Source organism: Xanthomonas sp. NCPPB 2586 (assembly GCF_041475775.2).
GTDB classification, from domain to species: domain Bacteria; phylum Pseudomonadota; class Gammaproteobacteria; order Xanthomonadales; family Xanthomonadaceae; genus Xanthomonas; species Xanthomonas campestris.
This window is the reverse complement of the sequence record NZ_CM192981.1, coordinates 4684439-4708923: the sequence shown is the minus strand read 5'-3', so window position 1 is coordinate 4708923 and position 24485 is coordinate 4684439. Positions and strand designations below refer to the sequence as shown.

The 24485-nt window shown below is 65.7% G+C and carries 23 protein-coding genes; 13 read left to right on the top strand and 10 right to left on the bottom strand.

Annotated features, from left to right (window positions below):
• Positions 1-289: 289 nt before the first annotated feature.
• The 4 genes from hemF to ACCQ09_RS20745 form a co-directional block, all read right to left on the bottom strand.
• Entirely contained in the window at positions 290-1189 is a 900-nt protein-coding gene (gene hemF / locus ACCQ09_RS20760; RefSeq protein ID WP_011039090.1) for an oxygen-dependent coproporphyrinogen oxidase, read from the bottom strand.
• A 301-nt stretch (positions 1190-1490) separates the two neighbouring features.
• Positions 1491-2060, bottom strand: a complete 570-nt coding sequence (locus ACCQ09_RS20755; protein WP_228428321.1) for a hypothetical protein — start codon at positions 2058-2060, stop codon at positions 1491-1493.
• Positions 2057-2761: a hypothetical protein gene (locus tag ACCQ09_RS20750; protein WP_011039088.1), complete on the bottom strand. Its 705-nt coding sequence runs from the start codon at positions 2759-2761 to the stop codon at positions 2057-2059. Before ACCQ09_RS20750 ends, ACCQ09_RS20755 begins: the two co-directional genes overlap by 4 nt.
• 722 nt (positions 2762-3483) lie before the next feature.
• Positions 3484-5856, bottom strand: a complete 2373-nt coding sequence (locus ACCQ09_RS20745; protein WP_040942053.1) for a S9 family peptidase — start codon at positions 5854-5856, stop codon at positions 3484-3486.
• Positions 5857-6408: 552 nt separating this feature from the next.
• Here ACCQ09_RS20745 and xanA2 point away from each other — a divergent pair.
• Positions 6409-7749 (top strand): xanthomonadin biosynthesis 3-hydroxybenozate--AMP ligase XanA2, encoded by a 1341-nt coding sequence (gene xanA2, locus ACCQ09_RS20740; RefSeq protein WP_016944516.1) that lies wholly within the window; start codon positions 6409-6411, stop codon positions 7747-7749.
• A gap of 57 nt (positions 7750-7806) precedes the next feature.
• Here xanA2 and ACCQ09_RS20735 read toward each other — a convergent pair whose 3' ends face one another.
• Both ACCQ09_RS20735 and ACCQ09_RS20730 read right to left on the bottom strand, forming a co-directional pair.
• Complete coding sequence (locus tag ACCQ09_RS20735; protein WP_012439560.1) at positions 7807-8814, bottom strand: chorismate transformation FkbO/Hyg5 family protein; 1008 nt, start codon at positions 8812-8814, stop codon at positions 7807-7809.
• Positions 8811-10142 (bottom strand): NAD(P)/FAD-dependent oxidoreductase, encoded by a 1332-nt coding sequence (locus tag ACCQ09_RS20730; RefSeq protein WP_016944515.1) that lies wholly within the window; start codon positions 10140-10142, stop codon positions 8811-8813. The genes ACCQ09_RS20735 and ACCQ09_RS20730 overlap by 4 nt, the downstream gene beginning before the upstream one ends.
• 165 nt (positions 10143-10307) lie before the next feature.
• Here ACCQ09_RS20730 and xanC point away from each other — a divergent pair, with 165 nt between their 5' ends.
• From xanC to ACCQ09_RS20670, 12 genes are all read left to right on the top strand, one after another.
• Positions 10308-10577 (top strand): xanthomonadin biosynthesis acyl carrier protein XanC, encoded by a 270-nt coding sequence (gene xanC / locus ACCQ09_RS20725; RefSeq protein ID WP_014506151.1) that lies wholly within the window; start codon positions 10308-10310, stop codon positions 10575-10577.
• A gap of 37 nt (positions 10578-10614) precedes the next feature.
• Positions 10615-11298 (top strand): ketosynthase, encoded by a 684-nt coding sequence (locus ACCQ09_RS20720; RefSeq protein WP_014506152.1) that lies wholly within the window; start codon positions 10615-10617, stop codon positions 11296-11298.
• Between the two features lie 53 nt (positions 11299-11351).
• Complete coding sequence (locus ACCQ09_RS20715) at positions 11352-12101, top strand: lysophospholipid acyltransferase family protein (protein ID WP_011039081.1); 750 nt, start codon at positions 11352-11354, stop codon at positions 12099-12101.
• Between the two features lie 11 nt (positions 12102-12112).
• Complete coding sequence (locus ACCQ09_RS20710) at positions 12113-12400, top strand: ApeI family dehydratase (RefSeq protein ID WP_011039080.1); 288 nt, start codon at positions 12113-12115, stop codon at positions 12398-12400.
• Positions 12397-13371: a lysophospholipid acyltransferase family protein gene (locus ACCQ09_RS20705; protein ID WP_228428320.1), complete on the top strand. Its 975-nt coding sequence runs from the start codon at positions 12397-12399 to the stop codon at positions 13369-13371. The genes ACCQ09_RS20710 and ACCQ09_RS20705 overlap by 4 nt, the downstream gene beginning before the upstream one ends.
• On the top strand, positions 13295-13942 hold the full coding sequence (locus ACCQ09_RS20700) for a LolA-related protein (protein ID WP_011039078.1): 648 nt from the start codon (positions 13295-13297) through the stop codon (positions 13940-13942). The genes ACCQ09_RS20705 and ACCQ09_RS20700 overlap by 77 nt, the downstream gene beginning before the upstream one ends.
• An 87-nt stretch (positions 13943-14029) precedes the next feature.
• Positions 14030-14254: a hypothetical protein gene (locus tag ACCQ09_RS20695; RefSeq protein ID WP_040942050.1), complete on the top strand. Its 225-nt coding sequence runs from the start codon at positions 14030-14032 to the stop codon at positions 14252-14254.
• Positions 14244-16610, top strand: a complete 2367-nt coding sequence (locus ACCQ09_RS20690) for an MMPL family transporter (RefSeq protein ID WP_011039076.1) — start codon at positions 14244-14246, stop codon at positions 16608-16610. Before ACCQ09_RS20695 ends, ACCQ09_RS20690 begins: the two co-directional genes overlap by 11 nt.
• Positions 16597-17034 carry a hotdog family protein gene (locus tag ACCQ09_RS20685; protein WP_040942048.1) on the top strand — a complete coding sequence of 146 codons (438 nt, stop codon included), beginning with the start codon at positions 16597-16599 and terminating at the stop codon, positions 17032-17034. The genes ACCQ09_RS20690 and ACCQ09_RS20685 overlap by 14 nt, the downstream gene beginning before the upstream one ends.
• A gap of 171 nt (positions 17035-17205) precedes the next feature.
• Positions 17206-17943, top strand: a complete 738-nt coding sequence (fabG, locus tag ACCQ09_RS20680; RefSeq protein ID WP_040942047.1) for a 3-oxoacyl-ACP reductase FabG — start codon at positions 17206-17208, stop codon at positions 17941-17943.
• Positions 17944-17984: 41 nt separating this feature from the next.
• On the top strand, positions 17985-19403 hold the full coding sequence (locus tag ACCQ09_RS20675) for an AAA family ATPase (RefSeq protein ID WP_040942046.1): 1419 nt from the start codon (positions 17985-17987) through the stop codon (positions 19401-19403).
• Positions 19400-20044, top strand: coding sequence for a hypothetical protein (locus tag ACCQ09_RS20670; protein ID WP_012439555.1), 645 nt, complete (start codon positions 19400-19402; stop codon positions 20042-20044). The genes ACCQ09_RS20675 and ACCQ09_RS20670 overlap by 4 nt, the downstream gene beginning before the upstream one ends.
• Before the next feature lie 3 nt (positions 20045-20047).
• On the opposite strand, the gene ACCQ09_RS20665 is transcribed toward ACCQ09_RS20670, so the two are convergent.
• From ACCQ09_RS20665 to ACCQ09_RS20650, 4 genes are read right to left on the bottom strand one after another with little or no spacing between them, the layout of a single operon-like run.
• Positions 20048-21673, bottom strand: coding sequence for an NAD(P)/FAD-dependent oxidoreductase (locus ACCQ09_RS20665; RefSeq protein WP_040942045.1), 1626 nt, complete (start codon positions 21671-21673; stop codon positions 20048-20050).
• Complete coding sequence (locus ACCQ09_RS20660) at positions 21670-22491, bottom strand: glycosyltransferase family 2 protein (protein WP_012439553.1); 822 nt, start codon at positions 22489-22491, stop codon at positions 21670-21672. Before ACCQ09_RS20660 ends, ACCQ09_RS20665 begins: the two co-directional genes overlap by 4 nt.
• Positions 22488-23261: a beta-ketoacyl synthase chain length factor gene (locus tag ACCQ09_RS20655; RefSeq protein ID WP_040942044.1), complete on the bottom strand. Its 774-nt coding sequence runs from the start codon at positions 23259-23261 to the stop codon at positions 22488-22490. The genes ACCQ09_RS20660 and ACCQ09_RS20655 overlap by 4 nt, the downstream gene beginning before the upstream one ends.
• The gene (locus tag ACCQ09_RS20650; protein WP_011270072.1) at positions 23261-24457 is read right to left on the bottom strand and encodes a beta-ketoacyl-[acyl-carrier-protein] synthase family protein; all 1197 of its coding nucleotides are present in this window, start codon (positions 24455-24457) and stop codon (positions 23261-23263) included. The genes ACCQ09_RS20655 and ACCQ09_RS20650 overlap by 1 nt, the downstream gene beginning before the upstream one ends.
• Positions 24458-24485 lie beyond the last annotated feature (28 nt).

The following is a 24485-nucleotide window of genomic DNA, read 5'->3' as shown; positions in this document are numbered from 1 at the left end:
TGCGGGGCTTTTTATTGCCTGCGATTTCTCACGCAGGCCATGTATGCCGCAGCGGTACAGCGGTGAATCGGGCTCAGCGCCTACAGCGCAGCGGCGGTGGCGAATGGCGTCGCTTCGGCGCTTTTACTGAGCGTGCTGAGACCCACAATGCACGCGTCACTGCGTGCAGCGCAACATAACCAGTTCATCGAACGACGGGGCGACTGGTTTCGTCTGCAATCACAAATTTAAATAGGGCCGATTTAATCCGTGAATCAACACTGTGTTTCATCGGTGACGCGTTTGGAAATCAGCCGAGCCAATCACGCGGAATCAAATAATCGGCCAAGCGTGCCTCGGCGCTTCCCGGTTGCGGCTGGAATCCATATTCCCAGCGCACCTGCGGCGGCAGGCTCATCAGGATGCTCTCGGCGCGGCCACCGCTCTGCAGACCGAACAGGGTGCCGCGGTCGTAGACCAGGTTGAACTCCACGTAGCGGCCACGCCGGTACAGCTGAAAGGCGCGCTCAGCTTCGCCATAGGGCGTGTCCTTGCGGCGTTCGACGATCGGCAGATAGGCGTCCAGGAAGCCGTCCCCGACCGCGCGCTGGTAGGCAAAGTCGCGTTCGAAGTCCTGGCCCAGGTCGTCGAAGAACAGCCCGCCCACGCCGCGGGTCTCGTTGCGGTGGCGCAGGAAGAAGTACTCGTCGCACCAGCGCTTGTGCGCGGCGTAACGCTCCTCGCCAAACGGCGCGCATAGCGCCTGTGCGGTGCGGTGCCAGTGCATGACGTCTTCGTCGACCGGGTAGAACGGGGTCAGGTCGAAGCCGCCGCCGAACCAGGCCGCCACCATCTCGCCATCGCGCTCGGCGCGGAAGTAGCGCACGTTGGCGTGTGTGGTCGGGATGTGCGGATTGTGCGGGTGGAACACCAGCGACACCCCGCAGGCGCGCCAGGTGGCGCCGGCCAGCTCGGGCCGATGCGCGCTGGCCGAGGGCGGCAGCCGCGCGCCGGACACGTCGGAGAAGCCGATGCCGGCCTGCTCAAACACCGCACCGTCGCGCAGGATGCGGGTGCGCCCACCGCCGCCTTCCGCGCGCTGCCACAGGTCCTCGGCAAACCGCGCCTTGCCATCGATGGCTTCCACGGCGGCGCAGATGCGGTCCTGCAGATCGGTCAGATAGTCACGTACACGGTCGAATTCGTTCATGCCTCGATTCTAAGCGGTGCACCGCGCTGCGTGCATTTCGCACCCGCGCCAAGGTGTCGCGTGCGACGCGGTGGGTCGTCTGGTCGTTCGCGTGCAGGGCCGCCAGGTTGTCGCCACCACGCCGATCCACCGTGGAGGTGCAGAGCCATCACTGCGTGCAGGGGCTTGGGGCGGCAGGGCGGTCGCGAAGGCGTTTTCCAGGCTGGATCGGCGCCGTGCCCCGCAGGCAGTGCGGGCGCCACGCACGCGAGGTCTCTTCGATTGAAGACAACCGCTCCCAGCCGTGATTCCAGGCGAACGATCAGCCCCGTGGCGAGGCCGCAAACTCCGCGCGCACCGCAGGCGCGCACAGCCGCCACGCCAGGGCGCACTGAAACAGCGCGATCACCAGCGCACCGATGCCGGTCAGCAGCAGCGCCATCAGTCGCGTGGTCTGCAGGCGCGCCTGCATCTGCGGCCACTCCGGGCTGTGCAGGATGTCGGCCGGCAGCATCGACTGCAGGCCATCGAACAGCGGCCCTATCAGGGCCAAGCCAGCGAAATTAAGCAATCCGGTGACCACCAGCACCAGCACGAAGCCGATCCGCGCCCACTCGCGCCGCTGCAGCAAGGCCCAGCTCATCCAGGCGAAGGCCACCGACAGCACCATGCCCAGCACCGACAAGCTCATCGCATGGTCGATCAGCCATTGCCAGGAAGCGGGCATGCGCATTCCCGGGGGCAATGGCAGCGCGGTGGAGCCGGGCACCAGCACGATCAGCAGGATCTGCAGCAGGTTGGTCAGCGCGCTGGCCACGCCCAGCAGCAGCGACACCCACGCCATTGGCGTGACGAACCCGCCGCGCGTTGCCGGTGCCGGCGTGCGGTTCATTGCAGTGAGGCGACGTGCGCGGCCACTGCCGCCTGGCCCGGTGCATCCAGCGCCGGCTGCATCTGCAGATACCAGTCGGCCAGCGCATCGGCGGGCAGGCAGACGCGCAACAGTGGTGTGCTGCGCTCCAGAAACGTTTCGAAGAACGGTAGCCCGCGGACGAACAGGAAATGCCCATCGGTGATCGACATGCCGGCATACGCTTCGCGCAGCCATTCCAGGTGCGGCAATGCATGCTCGCCGTGGCCGGCCTGGGTCAGCGCGCTGAGGAAATTGGTACGTGCGGTGGCCGGCGAGGTGGCGCGTTCCTGCTCGTTCAACTGGTCGAACTTCATCAGCCAGGCTTCGCCGCGGTCGATCTCGTTGCACATCACCGAGGTGGTGGCCAGTTGCAGCGCGTTGTGCGCGCTCTGCTCCACCTCGAACAACGCCAGCCAATGCGGAAACGCTTCGTGGTACCGACCCAGGGCGCTCAGCGAGATCGCGCACAGGCGGTGCGCATCGGCACCGACGTCCAGATGCGCCACTGCGGCGTTGTAGGCACCGACGTGATCGCCCTGCTGGAACAGCGCCAGCGCGGGCTGCAGCTGTGGATCGATGTCGGCAGCGGGATCTGCATCCGCGGCAGGCGCGGCTTGCGCTGCAGCGGGCGGCGGTGTCGCCGGGGTCTTGCGTCCAAACAAACGGTCCCACAGGCCCATCGCGATTCCTTCTACGCGCCGATTGAGGAGTGGATGGCGCCGCCGCACGGCCGGTGGCGCACCGGTCAGGCAGCGGACCGGCGCACGGGGCGCATACACGCACGCCTGCTGCCGATCCTGCACCAAGCTTAAGGCGTGACACGTAGGGTGGGGTGAGTGCGTTACAGCGTCACTGCCGTGCGCGCACGCGTGGTCTGCATACGCTGCTCCGATCATCGGTCGACGCAGCGCTGGCAGCCGATCTGGCGTGTTCCTCTTAGCCGCAGCATCTCATCGTAGGAGCGTACCGGGGCGCGATAGGGCATTACCGGGAAGTCCCGTCGCGCTCGGTGCGCTGCTACGGGTGATTCGTGTCGCTCGGACTCTGCACAAGCACGTCGATGAGAAGAGACCCCCACATATGCGATTTCCCGCGAACCCAACGCACGGGTGACCGATCTCGCGGATGCCTCTCAGCGCAGCATCCGTCGCAGGAGCGCACCGGGCGCGATGGGGCTTTACCGAAGTCCCATCACGCCCAGGTGCGCTCCTACATGCGGTCGCGTCACTCGGACACTCTGGCAAGCACGCTGATGCCCCCACGCACGCGGTTATCTGCGAATCAAACGCGCTGGCGCTCGCACTGTGTAACCGCACCAGCGTGGAGAGCGGCGAACGCAATGCCGGCATTACCTCCACGCCATGGCGATACATGACGCATCGCCCTGGCAAGACCGCTGCCGTTACGGCTTCACCTGTTCGTTGAACAGCTTGAGGATGCGCTTGTACTCATCCAGCCACGAATCGGCCCGCGTGAAGCCGTGGCGCTCCAGCGGATACGGCGCCACCTGCCAGTTGTCCTTGTGCAGCTCGACCAGCTTCTGGGTCATGTCGACCGAGTCCTTGAAGAACACGTTGTCGTCGATCATGCCGTGCGCAATCAACAGATGGTCGCGCAAGCCCTCGGCATAGTTGATCGGCGAGGAGGTCTTGTAGGCCTGCGGGTCGAGGTCGGGCGTGTTGAGGATGTTGGAGGTGTACTCGTGGTTGTACTGCATCCAGTCGCCGACCGGCCGCAGCGCGGCGCCGGCCTTGAACGTGCCCGGGCTGCGGAACAGCGCCATGTAGGTCATGAAACCGCCGTAGGAGCCGCCGTAGATGCCCGCACGCGCGCGATCGCCCTGCTTGGTGTCGACCAGCCACTGCAGGCCGTCCAGATAGTCTTCCAGTTCCGGATGGCCCATGTTGCGATAGATCGCAGTGCGCCAGTCGCGGCCGTAACCTTCGGAGGCGCGGTAGTCCAGATCCAGCACGATGTAGCCCTGCTGCACCAGCAGGTTATGGAACATTTGCTCGCGGAAATACGGCGTGTAGCGCGCCGACACGTTCTGCAGGTAGCCGGCGCCGTGCACGAACATCACGATCGGGTACTGCTTGCCGGGCTCGGGATGCTGCGGGCCGTAGTACTTGCCCCACACCGTTCCGGCGCCGTGCGTTGAAGGCACCTGCACGTATTGCGGCGCGATCCACGGCTGCGCCTTGAAGGCAGCGGTGCGCGTGTCGGTGAGCACCGTGGCCTGGCCGCCAGCGGCCGGCACCACCGCCAACTGCGGGGGCAGGTAGCTGCCGGAATAACGCACCAGCACCTGCTGGCCGTTCGGCGACAGGCTGAAATCTTCCACGCCGTCGAGCGCGGTGACTTCGCTGAGCTGATCGGTGCGCAGATCCAGCTTGCACACCTCGTAATCGCCCGGCCATTTCCGGTTGCACAGGAAGAACATCCCGCTGCCATCGGCGCTGGGCACCGGTGCGGATACTTCGAATGTGCCGCGGGTGCGCTGGCGTGGCTTGCCATTGCCTTCCACCGTGTACAGCTGCGAATAGCCGGATTCTTCCGACAGCAGCCACAGCGTGCGGTTGTCCGGCAGCCAGCCGAATTCGTTGAAGCCCCAGTTGATCCAGGCGCTGTCGCTCAGGCGATGGCGCGGCTGCAGCTTGGCATCGTCCAGATCCACGCTGGCGATCCAGCGGTCCTTGTTGTCCACGGCGCGGATTTCCACCGCCACGTTGCGGCCGTCATCGCTCCAGTGCACGGCCGGGCCGCTGCCATCGCCGTCGCTTTCCACGCGCACGGCACGGTTGCCCTTGAGCGGATCTTTCTTGGCCGCCTTGCGCAGCGCGGCCAGCGGGTCGGTGGCGATGCCGGGCAACGGGTCGAACGACAGCGCTCTGGCACTGCCGGCAGCCACGTCCACCAGCCACAGCGCATGCGCCACCGGGGCGTTGCGGCCAACGCGGGTGCGGACTTCCTGGAATTCCTCATAGCCGGATTCGGTGACGTACTTGGGCATCTTGCCGTCCTGGCCCTCGTCGGCGCTCTTGGCCTGGGTGACCACCAGCAGATGGCGTCCATCCGGCGACAGCGCGCTGTCGACGATTTCCACCTCATCGCCCAGATACACCGGTGCCGGTGCGCGTGTGCTGTCGGCGCGGCGCCAGGCATCGTCCTGGGTGCGCAACGCCTCGCGTTGCTCGCGGTCGCGGCGCAAGGTGGCCAGGGTGGCCAGTTGCTGCTCGCGCAGCACATCGGCCTTGGGCGCGGCGTTGGGATCGCGCTCGGCCTTCACCACTGCCACCTGCGCGGTACCGCCATCGGCACGCCAGTGGTACCAGTTGTTGCCCGCGCGCCAGATCGCACCGCCATCGCTGGCAAATTGCGGGCGCGATTCGACCTCGTTGCTGCGGGTCAGCTGGGTCAGCGCCCCGGAGCGCAGATCGCGCAGGAAGATGTCACCGTTGCGCGCAAACAGCATGCGTTGCCGGCCGGCGTCGTAGCTCGGGTTGGCGGCATCCAGCCCCGCACGCGCGGTGTCGGCCACACGCTCGGCGGCGGTGCCGCCCGCTGCGGGCTGGCGATAGGTATCGCGCACCGGGCTGCCTTCGCGCTTGAGCTGGTACTGCACCTGCTTGCCGTCCCATTGCCACCAGGCCTGCTCGACCGACGGCCCGATCCAGTCCGGGTCGGCCATCACCTGTTCGATGGTGAGCGGTGCGGTGGACTGCGCCTGCGCAGTGGCGGCCAGCAACAGGAGGGACAACGGCAACAGTCTGGGCATCGGGCGGGATCGAAACGCAAGAAGAGCGGGCAAGCCTAGCAGTTCGTTTCCGCACGGGGCTGGGCCACAGGTCATGCGTGATGGCGTCTGCGCGCGTGCCATCGGTGGTGATTGCGGTGATTGAAGCCGGCTGGACTAGAGCTGCGCTGCGGACTGCATTGTCGTGCGAGGCGGCCGCGATTGTGCAAGCGCCTGTGCTGGGAATTGTGGCGATCAACCGCGTTTCACGATCGCAGCGTGTTTCGGTGGGCCAGCGGCAGAGCGCTTGCATGGACGCTCATCCGGCGACGAGCGCGCGATCGCTGCACAACTTAGGCGTCGGCGATGCGTGCATATTTATGCGGCGCCTATCAGCGCGTGTGCCAGGCGCTCCACGCTTCCCACGTGCGCATTCCGGCGCCACGCCGCCCTGCACACAGCAGCGAAGTTGCGACATTGCCGCGAACACGCGCCGTCATGAGCGCCGACTATCAGCCAATGCCAGGAATGCCCCGACTTGCCAGCAGCGCAGGGGGCCGCCAAGCTAGCGCGCTTTTGCGATCACCGGTGCCCATGCCCAGTCCGTCCACTCCGCTGTCCCATCCGTTGGCCGTTGGCGAACCCGGCCGGCCGTTGGCGTGGCGCGATGGGCAGGCGGTGGACCTGGCCACCTTCATCGCACACGTGCATGGCCTGGCGCAGTTGCTGCCCGACGGCCGCCACGCGGTGAACCTGTGCGAGGACCGCTATCGCTTCATGGTGGCGTTTTATGCCTGCGCGGTGCGTGGGCAGGTGTCGCTGCTGCCGTCTTCGCGCGCGCCGGCGGTGGTGGGCGAAGTGCAGGCGCGCCACGCCGATGCGTACTGCCTGGGCGATCTGGCGCTGGAACTGGCGCCCCCGCGCTATTGGCAATTACCGGCGGACTTGCCGCGGCTGGGAGGCCCGGTCCCGATGCTGGCCGACGATGTCTTGGTGGCGATCGGCTTCACCTCCGGCAGCACCGGCGCGCCGCAACCCAATCCCAAGACCTGGGGCAGTTTCCTGACCAGCACGCGGCAGGATCTGGTGGCGTTGCAGAGCCTGTGGGCACACACCGACGCGGTGCCGCACGTGGTGGCCACCGTGCCGCCACAACACATGTACGGCATGGAGTTGTCGGTGCTGCTACCGATGGTGACCGCACTGGCGGTACATGCCGGCCGGCCGTTCTTCCCCGACGATGTGGCACGTGCGCTTGCGGAGATTCCCGAGCCGCGCGTGCTGGTGACCACGCCGGTGCATCTGCGCGCGCTGGTCGAATCGGGCGTGCACCTGCCGCCGCTGGTAGGCATCGTCTCGGCCACCGCACCGCTGGCGCAGGAGGTGGCGGCCGCCGCCGAAGCGCGCTTTGGCGGGGAAGTGCGCGAGATGTTCGGCTCCACCGAAACCTGCGTGTTTGCGGTGCGGCGTACCGCCGTGGAGGCTGCCTGGACGCCGCTGCCCGGCGTGCGTCTGGAATCGCAGGCCGCCGGCACCTTGGTGCACGCGCCGCATCTGGCCAGCCCGGTGCTGCTGGCCGACATGATGGACGTGGCCGCCGATGGCCGTTTCCAGGTGCGTGGCCGCCAGGCCGATCTGCTGGAAATCGCCGGCAAACGCGCCTCGCTCGCAGATCTCACCCGCCGCCTGCTCGCCGTGCCGGGCGTGGTCGACGGCACCATCGTGCAACTCGCGCCGGAACACGGCCAATCGGTGGGCCGCATCGCCGCGCTGGTGGTGGCCCCGAGCCTGGACGAGGCACAGATCCTCACCGCCTTGCGCGGCAGCTTCGACCCGGTATTCCTCCCGCGCCGCCTGCGCAAGCTCGCCGCCCTGCCACGCAACGAAACCGGCAAGCTGCCGCGCGATCTGGTGTTGGGGTTGCTCAGTAGCTGAGGTGTTTGCGCGTGCCGCCGCGGGCCACCACGTGCATCAGCCAGTGCGCGCCGTGACTCAGCCGTGCACGCCGTCGATTTCCACTGCCAGCTCGTCGCGGCAGATCACCGCGTGCAGCAGCAGGCGCGGGACCGCGTCGCCGAAGCGTGTGTCCAGGGCCTGGGCCACCTTGGGTAGATCCTCGCGTTCGCGCACGTAGACCTTCAGGCGGGTGCCGGCGCCGAACTGCGCCGGTAGGCCGGGTGCGTGCTGGCGTGCGGCGCCGAGCAGGGCGTCGAAATTGGCGAAGGTTTCTTCCAGCTGCGCGAGCAGCTGCCCGGTGTGCATGGAGGCGTGGCCAACCACTGCAGCGGTGCCCGAGAGCAGCAGCGGCATGTCGCCGCCGGCCGGTGGCAGCATCGCGCGGGCAAAACTTGGCGGCTGCGGGCCGTACTGGCGCGGGTAGTTGTAAGCGCTGACCTGGCGTGGATTTTCCAGCGGCGTGCCGGCATCCGCCGCGGCCAGCCAGTAGATCTGGATGATGCGCTCGGCATCGCAGCGGCCCACGGCAGTGGCGGCGGGCAACTGCGCAACATCGAAGGCGCCCAGGCCGCGCGCACGGCCCACGCAGAACTGCCGATAGCGTTCGCGGTCGCCGCTGCCCAGCGTGATCGCATCCAGGTAATTCCAGATGCGCAACAGGCGCGGGGTCTGGCTGCCGGAGACGAACGCGGTGATCTCCGCATACGCCTTGGCGGCGGCTTCTTCGATCTCGACCTCCTGCTCGTCGATCTCGATCACGCCGAACTGCAGGCGGCCGTCGCTGGACCAGGCAATGTTGCCGTCGCGGCCGCTGCGCACCGGTGCGTCGGTGCGCCAGACTTCCAGCACATCGGCCGCGTACGGCTGCAGTGGCACGCGCAAATAGCGTGGGTCGTCCAGCCGCGGCGCGGCATCGCCGAAACCGAACACCGCCAGCACCTGCGCATCCTGCAGCAGCGTGGAGGGATCGGTCTGCGCGACATAGTCGACCTGCAGGCGCGGATGCCGCACGGTCTGGTTGGGCTGGAGCGTTGGCGCGGTCATGGAGCGTCTCTGTGCAAGGTGTCACCGTCGAAGCCGAGCCGGGCCTGGCGCCGGCGATGCCGCCAGGCATGCCAGGCGCGCGGCAGCATCGACAGCGCGGTGACGGAATAGATGGCGCGGAACACGCGCAGGCGGCGGCGCACCTTGGGGCTGTCGAACACGTCGCCGGCAAGCATCGCCACCACCGCCTGTTCCACCTGCCACACGTTCTGCGGCTGCGCGAACAGTGCGCGCATGGTGGGCGAGGTGAAGCGGTAGATGAACCACTTGAACTCGCTCAGGCCGCGCGCCAGCTCGCGCGACAACGCGCGCTGCAGGCTGGCTTCGCGCTGCGGCGCGCGCAGCACCGCATCCACCATGGCCGCGCCGCGTTCGGCGCTGTGCATGGCCAGGAACACGCCGGAGGAGAACATCGGGTCGACAAACGTGTAGGCATCGCCGAGCAGCAGCCAGCGCGGGCCACTCATGCGCGTGCATTCGTAGGCGTAGTTGCCGGTGGCGTGCACCGGCGCCACGCGCTCGGCATCGGCCATGCGCGCGGCCACTTCCGGATTCAACGCCAGCGTGCGCAGCAAAAAGCCTTCGCTGTCGCCCTTGCGCGTCTTCATGTAGTCGGGGTAGCAGACCGCGCCCACGCTCATCACATCGTCCGGGAGCGGAATCAGCCACATCCAGCCGTGCGCATGGCGGTAGATGCTGATGTTGCCGGCATCCTCGCCCGGGCGCCGGGTTACGCCACGGAAATGGCTGAACACCGCTGCCGACTGGTGCTTCGCATTGGCGCGCTTGAGCTTGAGGCGATTGCCCATAAACGTGTCGCGGCCGCTGGCGTCGAGCAGATAACGCGGGCGGAACTGCTGCACGCCGTCCACGCCGCGTGCCTGCAGCACCGGCTGCTCGCCATCGAACGCCACGCTCTCCACCTTGACCTGTTCGCGCGCATCCACGCCAACTTCGCGCGCCCGCGCGAACAGCACCTGGTCGAACTGCGCACGCGGCACCTGGAAGGCGTAGTCGGCCTTGGCATCGAGCGCATGCGAAAAGCGGAAGGTGTTGTAGCCGCCGGCATCATTGGGAAAGTCGGCGCCACGCTTGAGCACGCCAATCGCGCGCACCTGCTCGAGCGCGCCCAGGCGTTCGAGGATCGGGATGTTCATCGGCAGCAACGACTCGCCAATGTGGAAGCGCGGGTGCTGCTCTTTTTCCAGCAGGGTCACGGCCCAGCCCTGCTGCGCGAGCACGATGGCTGCAGCGCAACCGGCGGGGCCACCGCCGATGATCAGTACATCCGGACACTCCGGCCCGGGAGCCTGCCCGGCTGCCGGCATGGCGGACGGGGTGGGGCGAACAACAGTGGAAGTCATCCTGGAACGAACCTGCAGCGGGCGAGCGTCATTGAGTCATGATAGCCTGCCCGGCGGCCCGGGGCAGTTATGCCCTGGCGCCGATCACCGCAATCGTTACCCGCACCCCTCAGCCTGGAAGCTCCCTGGATGTCCTCGCAAACCGCTGCCGAACGTGAACTGGCCGAACTCCTGGTCGAAAGCCTGAACCTGGAAGACGTCCAGCCCGCCGACATCGATTCGGAGGCGCCGCTGTTCAATACCGGCCTGGGGCTGGATTCGATCGACGCGCTGGAACTGGCGCTGGCGATCAGCAAGCGCTACGGCTTCCAGCTGCGTTCGGACAACGACGAGAACCGTCGCATCTTCGCGTCGCTGCGCGCATTGTCGGCGCATGTCGAAGCCAACAAAACCACCTGAGGTTCCGGCCACGCCGCCTGCGCAGGCGGCGCCGTGGGTGTTGGGGCTGGGCGTGCTGCTGGCCGTGGCGTATTCGCCGCTGGCGCACTGGGCCAACGCCACGCATCGCTCGGACCTGGCCGTCATCGCTGGCGGCCTGCTGCTGGCCATGGTGTTGATCGAGCCGCTGGCCAGCCGCCGTGTGTGGGCGTGGGCGCTGGCGGCGCTGATCCTGGTGGGGCTGGGCGCGCTGTGGCACTCGCCCTACGCCATGTTGCTGCTGGCCGCGCCGCCGGTGGTGTTCACCGGCTGGATCGCCTGGTTCTTCGGCCGCAGCCTGCGCCGCGGGCGCACGCCGCTGATCACCCGCATCGTGGAAGGGCTGTACCGCCAGGCGGGCATGCCGATCACCCCTGCGCAATACACCTACACGCGCCGGCTCACGCTGGGCTGGGCGGTGCTGTTGTCGCTGCTGACCCTGGTCAATCTGGTGCTGGGGCTGTGCGCCGAACCCAGTGGCGTGCTGGCGCAGCTGGGCTACGCCTCACCGCTGCCGATCAGCGACGCGCGCGCCTCGTTGTTCGCCAATCTGCTGGCCTATGGCGTGGTCGGCGGGTTCTTCGTTGGCGAATATCTGTTGCGCGGCCGCTGGTTTCCGCAGCGCCCCTATCGTAATCTGCCCGACTTCTTGCGCCAGATGGCGCAGCTCGGGCCGGAATTCTGGCGCGATTTGCTACGCTGACGGTGTAGCCAGGGGCACCGACGTACGTGCACATTTTCGGGGACAAGACAAAAATGCCGTTGGCAAGGATGCCGTCGCGCTTGGCGTGGGCTGTGTTCAACCTCCTGCAATTCGCTTTCACGCTGGCGTTTACCGCTGGCGGGATCGTGTATGCGTTGGTGCTGCTGGCGATCACGCGCGATGCGGACCGGCTGCTGCGCATGGGCGCCTGGATGTGGGCGCCGGTGCTGTTTCGCGGCGCCGGTGCCAAGGTGATCGTGGAAGGCCGCGAGCGCGTGGACTGGTCCAAGAACTATCTGTTCGTCAGCAACCACCAGTCGATCATCGACATCTGCGCGTTGTTCTACGCCTTGCCGGTGCCGCTGCGCTTTCTGCTCAAGGAAGAAATGCTCAAGGTGCCGTTCGTGAACTGGTATGCGCGCGCCACCGGCATGCTGTTCCTGGACCGCGACAGCCGTCGCGCCGGTGCGATGGTGCGCCGGCAGGCAGCCGCCTTGCTGCGCAATGGTCAACAGTTGTGTCTGTTTCCCGAAGGCACGCGCAGCCGCACAGGCGCACTATTGCCATTCAAGGCCGGGCTACTGCAGGCCGCTATCGATGCTGGTGTGCAGGTGGTGCCGGTGGCCGTGGATGGATGCGGCAAGGTGTTGCCGGTGGACGGGCTGTTCCGGGTCAGGCCCGGCGTGATCCGCGTGCGCATCGGCGCGCCCATCCCGGTGACCGGGCCGGACGCGCCGGACCGCCAACAATTGACCGAGCAGGCACACCGTATGGTGGCTGCAATGCTTCAACCCAGGATCTGAGTTCCACGCTTATGGATTTCGTCGTACCGCATGATCATCCCTCCCTGCCTGGGCATTTTCCCGGCCGCCCGGTGGTGCCTGGCGTGGTGGTGCTCGACCACGTGCTGCAGGCCGTGGAAGCGGTGCACGGTGCGCGTGCGCCGGCACGCTTGCCGCAGGTGAAGTTCGTGCAACCGTTGTTGCCTGGCCAGACGGCCTCGGTGACGCTGGAAGGCGATGGCCCGCGCTGGCGCTTCCGCGTGCAGCGCGACGGCCAGTTGCTGGTCAGTGGCGAGCTGGTGGCGGAGGCGGCGGCATGAGCAATCACTGGAAACAACGCCCCGAGGGCGGCGGCCGGTTCGCGCTGTGGCTGATCCGTGGCATTGCCCGGCACTCCGGGCGTTCGGTCGGGCGCGCGCTGCTGTATCCGATCACGCTGTACTTCCTGCTGGTGCGCGGGCCTGAGCGCACCGCCTCGCGCGCCTACCTGGCGCGTGTGCTCGGCCGGCCGGCCACGGTGCGCGATGTGGCGCGCCATATTCATACCTTTGCCTCCACCATCCTGGACCGCGTGTACATGCTGTGCGGCCAGATGCAGCGCTTCCAGGTCGATATCACCGGGCTGGATCAACTGCACACGCAGATGGACCGCGGCCGTGGCGTGCTGATCTTCGGCTCGCACCTGGGCAGTTTCGATGCGTTGCGCGTGCTGGCCACCGAACGCCCGGACGTGCAGGTCAAGGTGGTGCTGGACAAGGCGCATAACCGCGCCATGACCGATCTGCTGGGCGCGCTCAATCCGCAGCTGGCCGCCAACATCATCGATGCCGGGATGGATGCGACCTCGATCGTCATGGCGATCAAGGAAGCCACCGACGCCGGCGCGCTGGTGGCGCTGCTGATCGATCGCCCGCGCGAGGGCGACCCGGCGTTGCCGGCGATGTTCCTCGGCCGTAATGCGATGTTCCCGACCTCGCCGTGGCTGATTGCCGCTGCGCTCAAGGTGCCGGTGGTGCTGGCCTTCGGCCTGTACCGCGGCGGCAACCATTACGAGCTGGCCTTCGAGACCTTCAGCGAAGGGTTGGACGTGCCGCGTCGCCAGCGTGCGCCGGTGCTGGCCGTGCTCATGCGCGATTACGCCGCCAGGCTGGAACATTACACACGCTACGCGCCGTACAACTGGTTCAACTTCTACGATTTCTGGAACACCCATCATGCCGATGCGCCGCACCCTGCCGTGGATGCTGATACTGCTGTTCAGCGCCGCACCGCTATGCGCCGCACCGCCTGAGGCGCTGGATGTAGGCCAGGTGCTGCAACGCCTGGCACGCCCGGCCCCGGTCAGCACCGAGTTCGTGGAGTTGCGTGGCTCGGCGCTGCTGAAGTCGCCGCTGCGCGTGCAGGGCCATTACCGCCGCCCGGATGCGCAAACCCTGGTGCGCGAGGTCAGCGCGCCGTATCGCGAGACGACCACCTTGCGCGGCGACGAAGGCGTGCTGGAACGCGAAGGCAAATCGCCGCGTCGTTTTTCCTTGAGCCGCGTCCCCGAACTGGCCGGCTTGAAGTCCGGCTTCGGTGCGCTGCTGTCCGGCGATCGCGCCTTGCTGGAACAGCAGTACCGCGTCAGCGGGCAGGGCCGGCCGCAGGCCTGGCAGCTGCAGTTGCAGCCCAAGGATGCGGCCGTGGCCAAGCAGGTGCGCGAGTTGCGCCTGTACGGGCGTGGCGATGAGCTGCGCTGCATCGAAAGTGTGCCGGTCAAGGGCGATGTGCAACGCACCTTGCTGGCCGGTGCGGCACGCGATGCGGCGGCCGTGACCGACGCGGCGGCGCTCACCACCCTGTGCCACGGCCCGGCGGCGTGATCGCGCCCATCGGCAGCGCACAGCGCCAGCACCTCTTGATGTCGCACCCGGCCGGTGCACGTGGTGCCATGACATGGGAGCTGGCACATGGCGTTTGAGTTGAATGCCAACCGGCGCATCGGCTTGGCGCTGCTGTGGCTGGCGCTGCTGGCAATAGCCGGTTTCTGGTTGAGCGAAACGCTCAAGGTGTCGGGCGATTTAAGGAAGTTCATGCCCGCTCTCAGCAAACTGAAAGCACTGTTGCTGCCCGATGCCGCGCGTGCGGCCAGTGCACGTTCGGCCACGCAGCGGGAGCTGGCACATGGCGTTTGAGTTAAATGCCAACCGGCGCATCGGCTTGGCGCTGCTGTGGTTGGCGCTGCTGGCGGTGGCTGGTTTCTGGTTGAGCGAAACGCTCAAGGTCTCCGGTGACCTGCGTAAATTCATGCCCGCTCCGCGCACGCCGGCGCAGAAGCTGTTGATCGAAGAACTCGGCGAAGGCCCTGGCTCGCGGCTGTTGTTGATGTCGCTATCCAACAGCGACCCGGCGACCTTGGCGGCGCAGTCGCGCGCGCTGTATCGCACACTGGCCGCGCAGCCGGACCTGTTCGAGCTGGTCGGCAATGGCGGTAGCGCTGGCCTGGAGGCGATTCCGCAGCGCCTGCTGCCGTACCGCTACCTGCTCAGCGACAGCTTCGATGCCGCACCCCTGGATGCCGCTGCGCTGGAGACGGCGCTGCAGGCGCGCGTGCAGGATCTGGGTTCGCCCGCCGGCGCGATGGTGGAACCGCTGCTGCCGCGTGACCCTACGCTGGAAGTGCTGCATCTGGCCGAAACCTTGCAGCCAGCCGCCGCGCCGCAGACACACGATGAGGTCTGGTTCGACCGTGCCGGCACCTCGGCGCTGCTGGTGGTGCAGACGCGTGCCGCCGGCTTCGACCCGACCGGCCAGCAACTGGCCTACGACGCCGTGCAGGCGGCCTTTGCCAAGGTCAGCGCCGGCACCGCCACGCGGATGACGCTGACCGGCCCGGGTGCGTTCGCGGTGGAGATCACCGCGCGCACGCAGGGCGAGGCGCAGTGGATCGGCACGCTGGACACGGTGGGTCTGGTGCTGTTGCTGCTGGTGGCCTACCGCAGCTGGAAGATTCCGGTGCTCGGCGTGCTGCCGCTGGCCAGCGCCGGGCTGGCAGGCCTGGGCGCAGTGGCGCTGCTGTTCGAAGGCGTGCACGGCATCACCGTGGCCTTTGGTTTCACCTTGATCGGCGTGGTGCAGGACTACCCGATTCACCTGTTCAGTCATCAACGCCCGGGCCTGGATCCACGCGCCAACGCGCGGCATCTGTGGCCCACGCTGGCCACCGGCGTGGTGTCCACCTGCATTGCGTATGTGACCTTCCTGTTTTCCGGTGTGGACGGCCTGCGCCAGCTGGCGGTGTTCACCATCGCCGGCCTGGCCACTGCGGCGGCCACCACGCGTTGGCTGCTGCCGTGGTTGATCGATCCGGCGCCGCGCGACTATGCCGATTCGCGCCTGCTGGCCACGCTGTGGCGCGCGATTGCGCGGCTGCGACGCCCGCGCATCAGCCTGGCGGTGATTGCGGTGGTCGGCATCGCGGTGATTGCCTTCGCGCCCGGGCAGTTCTGGCAGAACGACTTGTCCAAACTCACTCCCGTACCGCCCAAGGCGCTGGCGCAGGACACCCATTTGCGCCAGGAACTGGGCGCACCGGATGTGCGGTATGTGCTGGCGCTGTCCGCGCCATCGGACGAAGCCGCGCTGCAGGCCAGCGAGCGTTTGCGCCCGCGTCTGGATGCGTTGGTGCGTGAGGGTGCCTTGGCCGGTTACGACATGGCGGCGCGGTATTTGCCCAGCGCCAAGACTCAGCAGGCACGCCAGGCCGCGTTGCCCGATGCAGCCCAGGCCAGCGCGCTGCTGCAGCAAGCGGTGGCAGCCACGCCGTTTCGCAGCGATGTGTTTGCCCCGTTCCTGCAGGATCTGCAGACCGCCAAGCAGGCCGCGCCGCTGGCGCCGAAGGATCTGGCCGGCTCGCCGCTGGCGACGTCGGTCGGCGGGCTGTTGCTGGGGCGTAGCGATCGCAGCACCGCGCTGGTATCGCTCACCGGCCTGCGCGATCCGGCCGTCATCGCCAGCGCCGTGCAAGGCAGCGGCGCGCAGCTGCTCGATCTGAAGGAGGCGTCCGAATCGCTGGTCGCCGCCTACCGTGGGCGCGTACTCGGTGCGCTGCTGCTGGCCGCGTTGTTGCTGGCAGCGACGGTGGCGATTGCGCTGCGCAGCCCGCGTCGTATCGTGCGCGTGTTGCTGCCGATGGCGCTGACCACCGTGCTTATTCTGGCGATCCTGCGCGGCATGGGCGTGGAGCTCAACCTGTTCCACCTGATCGCGCTGATCCTTGCCGCGGGGCTGGGCCTGGATTACGCGCTGTTCTTCGACCATGCCGGCGATGATCACGCCGATCAATTGCGCACCTTGCACGCGCTGATCGTCTGCAGCCTGATGACGCTGCTGGTGTTCGCGTTGCTGGCGGCCTCCAGCATCCCGGTGTTGCGCGCCATTGGCAGCACGGTCGCACTGGGCGTGCTGTTCAATTTCATCCTGGCGTTGCTGGTGTCGCGTGAGCCGGCGCTGGAGCGCACCGCAGGCGAGGTGACCGATGCTCGGACGTGAGGCGATTGCGGCGCTGATTCCGCACCAGGGCGCCATGTGCCTGTGGGAAGCGGTGCTGGACTGGGACGCGCAGCGTATCGTGGTGCAGAGCCGCGCGCATCACAGCGCCGAGCACCCATTGCGTGCCGATGGCCGCCTGCGTGCGCTGCATCTGTGCGAATACGGCGCGCAGGCGATGGCGGTGCACGGTGGGTTGCTGGGGCAGGCATCGGGCAAACCGGTGCGCCCGGGCATGCTGGTGGCGCTACGCGGCGTGGAGTTGCACGTGGCCTATCTCGATGACCTGCCCGATGCGATCACCTGCGAAGCGCAGGTGTTGCTGCAGGGCGAGGACAGCCAGCAATACAGCTTCCGGCTGACCCACGGCGAGCAGCTGCTGGCCGAAGGGCGCGCCACGGTGATGTTGGGCGCCGCGCAGGCCTAATCGATCGCTGCTCTTATTCGCGTAGGAGCGCGCTCGCGCACGATAGGCATTCGCGGGGAAGCATCATCGCGCGCAAGCGCGCTCCTACGTAGGGCGGCGGTTCCGGCGACGCTTGTGAATCGCTAGGATGGTGCGCTTGCTGCTGCCAATTGCGGCCCCGACGAGGTTTCCATGAGCACATCTGTTCCACAGCGCCGTGCGCTGGTCACCGGCGGTAGCGGCGATCTTGGCGGTGCGATCTGCCGTCAGCTGGCCGCGCAGGGCCGGCACGTCATTGTGCATGCCAATCGCAATCTCGCCCGGGCCGAGGAAGTGGTGGCGTCCATCGTGGCCGCGGGCGGCAGTGCCGAAGCGGTCGCCTTCGATGTGGCCGATGCGCAGGCCAGTGCGGATGCATTGGCGGCGTTGCTGGAGGCCGGGCCGATCCACATCGTGGTCAACAACGCCGGCATCCACGACGATGCGCCGATGGCCGGCATGAACGCGCAACAGTGGCATCGGGTCATCGATGTGTCGCTGCACGGTTTCTTCAATGTCACCCAACCGCTGCTGCTGCCGATGGCGCGCGCGCGCTGGGGCCGCATCGTCAGCGTGTCGTCGGTGGCGGCGGTGCTGGGCAATCGCGGTCAGACCAATTACGCCGCTGCCAAGGCCGCGCTGCACGGCGCCAGTAAATCGCTTTCGCGCGAGATGGCCAGCCGCGGCATCGCTGTCAACGTGGTCGCACCGGGCGTGATCGAAAGCGAGATGGTCGGCGACAGTTTCGCGCCGGAACTGATCAAGCAGATGGTGCCGGCTGGCCGCGTTGGCAAACCCGACGAAGTTGCCGCGCTGGTGGCGTTCCTGTGCTCGGATGTGGCTGGTTACATCAACGGCCAGATAATTGGCATCAACGGCGGCATGGGCTGAATTTTCTCAGGTATGCTTATCATATTTAGGAGCGCTGTTAAATGTTAACGCGGCTTGAAGTAAATTGCTTTAAAAACCTCCTGGGATTTTCAGTAAACTTCGGGCCTTTTAACTGCGTTGCGGGGCTCAATGGGGTTGGTAAGTCAAATATATTTGACTCAATAAAGTTTTTATCTCTTTTAGCAGATAAATCAATAGTGGAGGCTGCTTTAGAAGTTAGAGAGTCTGATTCCACTGATCCACTTGATATTTTTTGGACAAATGGCGAATTTCGATCCGAGCGCCTTTCTCTTGCCGTTGAAATGATTGTCCCTGTCGACGTTATTGATGATTTCGGACGTCGTGCAAAAGCAACTTCAACTTTCTTGCGTTACGAGGTCGAGCTAGCGAGAGATGATGGCGAGCGAGAGTCTGGCTCTCTTGGCTTGCATCTAGTTAAAGAAACTTTGATTCACATTAATAAAGGAGAGGCTGTAGATCGGTTGCGCTTTCCTATGAGTGCGGCAAAGTTTAGGGAAAATATTGTAATTAACAAACGAAAAGGTGCAGGTTTTATCTCCACGCATCAGGATCGTGATGGAATTGTTGAGATCCATCTCCATCAGGATGGAGGAAGTAGCGGGCAGCCGCAGAAGTTCCCTGCGAGGAATGCGCCTAAGACGGTGGTGTCCAACACTAATAGCGGCGTCTGGCCCACAATTCTTGCGGCTAGGCGCGAGATGCAGTCTTGGCGGTTTCTGTCGCTCGAGCCAAGCGCGATGCGACGCTCTAATAAAATACACGAAGAAGGTGCGGTCAGTTCAGGGGGCGGGCGCCTAGGGGCGGCACTTTACAAGCTACACAGGAAAGATCCCTCTGTTTACACCCGTGTAGCAAGTCGACTATCCGAAATTGTGCCCACCTCTGACATTCGAGTAGATGTAGATCAGGTCCGTCAGCTTTTATCCGTCGAGGTCAAAGAAAGGAGCGGCGCGTTTTTACCTGCTCGCGCACTTTCTGATGGAACTTTGAGATTCTTAGCACTCTCAATAATTGCGGAAGATCCTGATTTTAATGGTGTTTTGTGCTTCGAGGAGCCCGAAAATGGGATTCATCCTGCACGAGTTGGAGCAATGTTGGCATTGTTGAAAGAACTGTCCGTCGATCCTCACGATGAGGTGTCTGAATCAAACTCTATGAGGCAGATCGTAGTGGCAACACACTCGCCTGTCCTGGTCTCTTTGGAAGAGCCGAATGATTTGATATTTGCAGATGTGGTTAAGGTCAAAGGTCCCAATGGAATGCCGGCTACAACTATAAGATGTAAATGTTTGCGCGAAAGCTGGAGATTCTCTGATGAGGAAGGTAATGGAATTGATCGCGCCTCCATAATTTCTTATCTTGAATTGCCGCCTGATAGGCAGATATCTCTTAACCTCAAAACGACCGGTGTAGCGATAAATCTGGAAGCCACCGTATGAAGATTAGGTTTGTGCTGACTGGCGAAGGCGCATCAGATTTAAATTTGGTTGACCACATTGAGACATTGTTGGTAAATGCTGGTTTCTCAGAGGTTAGTGGAACACCTTTTGACCCATCAAGGTTGCCGTTTCATGTCGGTCATTCAGTAAAAGAAAAGTTGCTAGCTGTACGCGATCTGTATCCATCCGCGGACGTGATATTTGTGCACCGAGACGCTGATTCTAAGGGTCTGAAAGCTAGGCGACAGGAGATACAGGATGCCTGCGTCGGAATTTTCGACCCGGAAGCCGTGATTCCCGTTGTGCCAGTGAAAATGCTTGAAACGTGGCTATTGGTGGATATGACGGCGATTAGTAGGGTGGCAGGAAAAGCTAGCTACGGTGAGATCGGTTGCGTACCTGCAATTAAAGCTTTGGAGAACGTCGTCGATAGTAAAAGGCTCCTGCTAGATGCATTATGTGAATGCAGCGAACTACAGGGAATCAAGCTTAAGAAGTTTAAAAACTTGTTCGGTAAAATGCGCGCTAGGTTAGTTTCTGCTATAGATGCAGAAGGACCCATTTGCCAACTCCCCTCTTATGCTCAGTTTAAAGCTGACGTAAATTCTCTTTATCGAAAACGGTCACTTAAAGAGGGGTAGTTGTCACGCCGCGTCGGCATACCACGCGGCGGTGAGGATAGGGTCGCCGACGGCGTTGGCGGTGAGTGCGGCCAGGCCGTGGTCGGGCAGGGCGGGGTGGCGTTGGCGGGCCTGTTCCAGGATCTCGCGGGCCAGCACCGCCATGCGCGCGATGTTGGCGTGGATGCGCGCGGCAAATGCCTCGTCGTCCAGGGTGTCGTGCAGTGCGCCGTTGAGTTCATTGAACCAGCCGATCAGGTATTGATCGAGCAGGCGGCCGTCACCGGTAACCGTGCCCAGCGCGGTGTTGTGCTGGCCCCAGTCATGCAGCACGCGCTGCATGGCCAGATTCATGTCGCGCGCATAGAAGAAGTCCGCCTTCATGCGCGCCAGCAGGCCCAGGTCGGCGATGCGCCCGCTGCAGAACAGCGGCGCCAGCAACGACCAGTAATAGGTGTAGTCCCAGATCACCTTGACCGGCATCACCTGTGCATCGCCGAACAAGGCGTACTGGTCCTGATACAGGCTCAAGGTGTTGTCGTAGAACGAGAAATACAGCTGCTCGTAAAGCTCCACGTAGGGACTGAGCGAGCGGCCGGCGCGGTCGCGGCCGATCAGTTCGCAGATGTAGGTGTTGGAGATGGCGATGAAGTCGCTGCCGGGCGAATAGAACGGGTCCAGAAACACGCCCGCCTCGCCGGTGAGCGCCCAGCGCTGGGTGGAAAACACCTGCTTGCAGCCGTACGAGAAGTTGCGCAGGAACAGGAAGTCCTGCAGCCGGTAATCGGTCTGGTCCAGGGTGGCGGCAACCTGCGGCTGATGCGTGCGCAGCCAGGCCATCGCCTTGTCATGGGTGTTCATTGTTTCCAGCGGATGCATCGCCGCATCGCAGACGATGCCCAGCGAATGCGCACCGGACGACAGCGGAATCAGCCAGAACCAGTAACCCGGCCCGCACATGTGATTGGTCGAACGCCAGCGGTCCGGCGGCGTGCAGCGCTGCAGCCAGCTGCTGTCCTGCGACCAGGCATTGGGGTCGATCAGCCCTTCTACCCGCCACCACACCGCGTTGGCGTCGTGTGCGTTGTCCTGCGCCAGGCCCAGCTTGCGCTTGAGCAATCCGGCGCGGCCGCTGGCATCCACCACCCAGCGTGCGTTGAGCGTGCCGGCTTCGCCGCCGCGTTCGTAGCGCACGCTGTGGTCGCTGGCATCGTCGTCGCTCAGGTCCACGCCCTTGACGCTGCAGCTATCCAGAAACACGATGCCTTGCGCGCGCGCGCGCTCGCCGAGGAAGTTCTCGAAGCGGCCGCGGTCGATCTGCCATGACGGCGTGGGCAGGATCTTGCTGACGCCCAGTTCGGTGCAACGGTCGATGTCGTCGCGCTTGTCGGAGAAGAAGAAGCGGAAACCGAACTTGCGGATCTGCTCCGCTTCCAGATGTTCGCGCAGGCCGAGCACATCGGCGAAGTAATGCGCGCCAATCTCCACGGTCGATTCGCCGACCTTGAAGGCCGCCTCGCGCACCGGGTGCGCGCGGCGTTCCAGCACGGTGATGGCCAGTGCCGGATCGCGTTGGCGCAACTGCAGCGCCAGGCTCAGGCCGGCCAGGCCACCGCCGGTGATCACGACATCTGCGCGTTGTGCACTCATGTGGATGGATTGCTCTTGGTGACCGCGGGCACAGTAGCAAATTCGCCGTCCGGGTCGTCAATCAGCACCGGGTGTGCGCGCACGCGGCGGTATTCGCGCCAGATGTGGCCGTAAGCCCACACCTGCTTGACCACGTGCGAGGTGATGTTCCACAGATCGCGAACCAGCCGGAAATGGCTCTTGCGGAAGGTGCCGGGCGAGGTGCCCGCGTACCGGGTTTCGATCGGCACCGCGACCACGCGTGCACCGGCCTGGCGCGCGGCGGAGATCAGCAGTTGTGCTTCGAACACGAAGCCTTCGCCGGGTACGTTGGGCAGGGTGAACACCGAGGCCGGATACAGGCGCTGGCCGCTTTGGCTGTCGACCAGCCGGAAGCCGCAGGCCCAGGCGATGCCCCAGTCGCCGAAGTCGTTGCCGATGCGGCGGATGGTGGGCTGGGTGGCCCGCTTGCGCATGCGCGCGCCGACGATCACCGCGCCCGGGTGGCGGTTCGCCGCAGCCAGCAGGCGCGGGAAATCGGCGGCCTTGTGCTGGCCATCGCCGTCCATGGTCATCACCGCGCGCATGCCCTGCCGCTGGGCTTCGGCAAAGCCGCTGCGCAGTGCGGCACCCTTGCCCATGCGCTGCGGGTGGCGGATCAGGGTGACCGGCAAATCGGCGATGCAATCGGCGGTGCCGTCATCGGAGCCGTCGTCGATCACGATCACCTGCGAGCAATAGGTCAGCGCGTCGTTGACCACTTCGCGGATGCGCAGCGACTCGTTCAAGGCCGGCACCAGGATGGCGGTGTCGTCGCGGCTCAGCGGGATGCGGCTCATGGCTGCACCTCCACCTGCAGCACGCGCCCCGGGCCGGCGTACAGCGCGGTGTGGGTGCTGCCTGCGGCCAGTGCGTCGAACAGCGGCAGCATCGGCGCCATGGCGTTGGCGGCCATGTGGCGCGCCAGCGGGCCATCGCCCGGCGTGGGCACGCCGTCGTCGAAGCGAAGTGCCAGCTGCGGCTTGCCGGCCTGGCCGGGCGCACCCAGCACCAGTGCGGCGCCAAGCAGGCCTTCGCTGGGCGACACCCGCCCCAGCGGCCCGATCGAGCGCGCGTCGTAGCCCACCAGCAACACCGCATCGGCGCCGGCGCCCAGCTGCATCAGCGCCTCCAGCAGGCCCTGCGCGAAGCTGCCGGCGCCGGCGCTGAGCGCGGTGGTCGGGGTCATCGCCCCGGCACCGATGGTCCAGTAACCGGCGGCGGCGTTGTGCACCGAGTTGTGGAACTTGGTTGGCGAGATGGCCGTTGGGTCGCTGGCCAGGGTGGTGCACATGTAGTCGGTGATCGCCAGATCGCCGTGGGTGGAGGTGAACACCGATGGCAGCGTGGTGGGGTCGCGGCCAGCGGCGTGGCAGGCGGCTAGCGCGGCGTCCAGCGACACCGCCACGGTGTCCGGCGCGCGCCGGCGCTCGTTGGGGGCGAGCAACTGCGGGGACGGACGGGCCGGGGTGTCCTGCAGGTCAGCGCCATGCGCGAATGCGACCGCGGCATCCCAGGTGGGCAGGCCCTGGGTCCAGAAACCGATGCCTTCGATGGTGGCCGTCAACATCAGCGTGCCTGCCCGAACAGCAGCGAGCAGTTGTTGCCGCCGAAGCCAAAGGAGTTGTTCATTGCGTACTGAATCCGGGAATGGGCGTTATCGAAGCGGATCTGCGGGCCGCAGGCGGGATCGGGCACCGCACTGTTGAGCGTGCCCGGCAGCAGGCCGTCGCGCAGCGCGAGCAGCGCAATCACCGACTCCACGATGCCGGCCGCACCCAGCGTGTGGCCCATCCAGGCCTTGGTCGAACTGGCATGCAGGGTGTCGGGGAAGATCGCCGCCACCGCGGCCGCCTCGACGCTGTCGTTGGCCGGCGTGGCGGTGCCGTGCAGGTTGAGATAGCCCACCGCCGCGGCATCCAGCCCGGCGGTGTCCAGCGCGCCACGCATCGCCAACTGCGCGCCCAGGCCCTGCGGGTGCGGGGCGGACATGTGGTGGGCATCGCTGGATTCGCCATAGCCGTACAGCCACTGCGCAGCGTCCGGGGCGGCGGCGGGGCGTTCGAGCAAGGCAAAGCCGCCGGCCTCGCCCAGGCTCAGGCCGACCCGGCGTGCGTCGAACGGCTGGCACAGCTGTGGTGCCACCACCTGCAACGAGTTGAAGCCGAACAACACGCTGCCGCACAAGGTGTCCACGCCGCCGACCACGGCCGCATCGACCACGCCGGCCGCCATCAACCGCGCGGCCTGCGCGAACACCTTGGCGCTGGACGAACACGCCGTGGCCACGGTGATCGCCGGCCCGCGCAGGCCGGTGGCGTGCTGCACGAAATCGCCCAGCGAATGCGGGGTATGCACGATCGGGCGCTGCAGGTCGTCCGGGAAGCGCAGGCCGTGGGCGTCTTCGACCAGGCGCGTGTAGGCCTCTTCGCTGGCGCCCACGCTGGAGGTCGACGTGCCCATCACCACCGCCACGCGCTCGGCGCCATAGCGCTGGGCGGCGGCCTGCACGGCGGCGGCCATGCCGTCCTGTTGCAGGGCCAGCCAGGCCAACTGGTTGTTGCGGCAGTCCCAGCCTTGCAGCGCGTCTGGCAGCACCACGTCTTCCACGCCGGCAACCCGGCCGATCCAGCATTCCAGCGGCTGCGGGCCGAAATCGTTGCGGCGCATGCCGCTGCGGCGTTCGCGCAGCGCGCTGGCCTGGGCGTCCAATCCGGCGCCGAGCGCAGTAGTGGCGGTGAAGGCAGTGATGGCGACCGGGGCCATCTGGGACGAACGATGCGCTTGGCTCACG